Origin of the sequence: Myxococcus vastator (assembly GCF_010894475.1) — a bacterium.
In the GTDB taxonomy this organism is placed as follows: Bacteria; Myxococcota; Myxococcia; order Myxococcales; family Myxococcaceae; genus Myxococcus; species Myxococcus vastator.
Genome location: NZ_JAAIYB010000749.1, coordinates 1 through 2,251, shown reverse-complemented (window position 1 = coordinate 2,251; position 2,251 = coordinate 1). Strand labels below are relative to the sequence as shown.

Below are 2,251 nucleotides of genomic sequence, written 5' to 3'. Positions count from 1 at the left end.
GCTCCACGCACACGCCCACCCGCACCTCGGGGCCCACGCCCATTCCCCTCAGGTGGTGTGCCAGTTGGTTCGCTCGGCGATTCAGCTCCCCGTAACTCACCTGCTGCCCAGCCCACTCCACCGCCACCGCCTCAGGCGTCCGCTCCACCTGCGCTTCGAACAGCTCCGCCAGCGACGCGTCTCGCGGGTACTCCACGCTCCGCCCGCTCCACTCCTTCACCACCCGGCGCCGCTCCTCCGCCGACATCAACGACAGCTCCGACAACGTGCGGTGCTCGGGGACACACAGCTCGCGCAGGAGCTGGTGGACCTGCGCCACCACTCGCTTCGCGACTGCCGCATCGAAGCGCCTGGCGTCATAGGTGAGGCGCAGCTGCCACTCGCGTCCCGGAACGGCGAGAATCGTCAGCGGGTGGGAATCCACCTCGACGATGTACGGGCTGCGCACCATCAGCTCGTCCGACATCGTGGTGAGGCCCGCATCGCGCGGGTAGTTCTCGAAGACGACGAGGCTCTCGAACAGCGCGGGGCCCGGCGGCACGTCGCTCCAGCGGCGCACCTCCACCAGGGGCGACGACTCATACTGCCGCGCGTTCTGGAGCCACGCCTGGAACTCCTTCAGCCACGACACCACCGGGCTGGCCCCGGGCAGCTTCACGCGAACGGGAATGGCGTTGATGAACAGGCCCGCCATCTGCTCGACGCCCGCCAGCTCCGGAGGCCGGCCTGAAACCGTCAGTCCGAACAGGACGTCCTCTTCGCCCGAGTAGCGGCCCAGCAGCAGCGCCCAGGCTGCTTGCAGCAGCGTGCCTCCCGTGACGCCGTGTCGGCGCGAGAACGCTCCGAGCGCCGATGTCTCCGCCGCGCTCATGCGCAGCTGGACTTCCCCCAGGAGCGTCGACGCTCGCGGCGCCCCACCGAAATCCAGCCGCGTGGGCGCCGTGAAACCCGCGAGCGCGCCACGCCAGAAGTCCCGAGCCGCGCCGAGGTCCTGCCGCCCCAACCACGCAATGAAGTCCCGGTACGGACGCACCGCGCGCCGAGGCAACGTCAAGCCCCGCCGGAGCGCCTCGTAGCGGGAGAAGACCTCTCGCAACACCAATTGCGTGGACCAGCCATCCAGCAACAGGTGCGTCAGGCTGAACACCGCGCGCCACACACGCGCTCCCGTGCGCAGCAGCGTCAACCGGAAGCCTGGAGCACGGGAGAGCACCAGCCCCCGGCGGCGGTCCTCCTCGAAGAACGCGGCCAGCCGAGCCTCCTGCTCCGCCGGAGACAGCGCGCGCAGGTCCTCGGTGGCGAAGGGCAGCGAGATTTCACGCATCACCGCCTGGAGCGGCGCATCCAACCCCTCCCAGAAGAACGCGGTCCGGAGGATTTCGTATTGATCCGCCGTCTGCCGCCAGGCCTCCGTGAAGGCGGCTTCGTCCAAGGGGCCTTCGAGTTCGAAGGAGATTTGATTGAAGTACGGCTGAGTCTCTTGCTCCTGAAGATGGGAGATGAGGATGCCGTGCTGAAGCGATGACAGCGGATAGACGTCTTCGACATCCTCCTGGGACAGGCCCGCCAAGGGGAAGCCGGAAGCGGGGCCGGAGGCGCGTTCGACGGCGGGCTCGGCGTCGGCGGTGGGAGCATCACCCGCCGCCGCGGCCAGGGTCGCCACGGTCGGATGGTCGAAGAGCTGCTTCACCCGGAAGTACAGGCCCGCTTGCTCGGCACGCGAGACGACCTGGATGGCGATGATGGAGTCACCGCCCAGCTCGAAGAAGTTCTCGTGGATGTCCACCTGGGACCGGCTCAGCACCTGTTCCCAGATGGCGGCCAGGGCCGCCTCCTTCGCGTCGCGAGGCCCCTCGAATGGCCGTGACACGTCCTCCGAACGCTCGGGGGCTGGCAACGCCCGCCAGTCCACCTTGCCATTGGGTGTCAGCGGCAGGGCGTCCAACATCACCAACGCCGAAGGCACCATGTGCGCCGGGAGCCGCTGCTGGAGGAATGCACGGAGCGCGGCCGGGTCCGGTGCCGGCTGCGCCGCGGGGGTGGCATAGGCCACCAACCGCTTGCCGCCAGCTCCCTCCTCGCGAGCAACGACGACGGCATCCTGGACTTCGGGGTGCTCGCGCAGCACCGCCGCCACTTCCCCGGGCTCCACCCGGTAGCCTCTCACCTTCACCTGGAAGTCCGTCCGCCCGATGAACTCCAGCCTCCCATCCCCCAACCACCGCACCTTGTCCCCCGTGCGGTACAGCCT

The 2,251-nt window shown here is 68.9% G+C and carries 1 protein-coding gene; it reads right to left on the bottom strand.

Annotated features, from left to right (window positions below; all coding sequences use genetic code 11):
* On the bottom strand, positions 1 to 2,251 hold a 2,251-nt coding region (locus G4D87_RS36855; protein WP_163787454.1), incomplete at both ends, for a condensation domain-containing protein.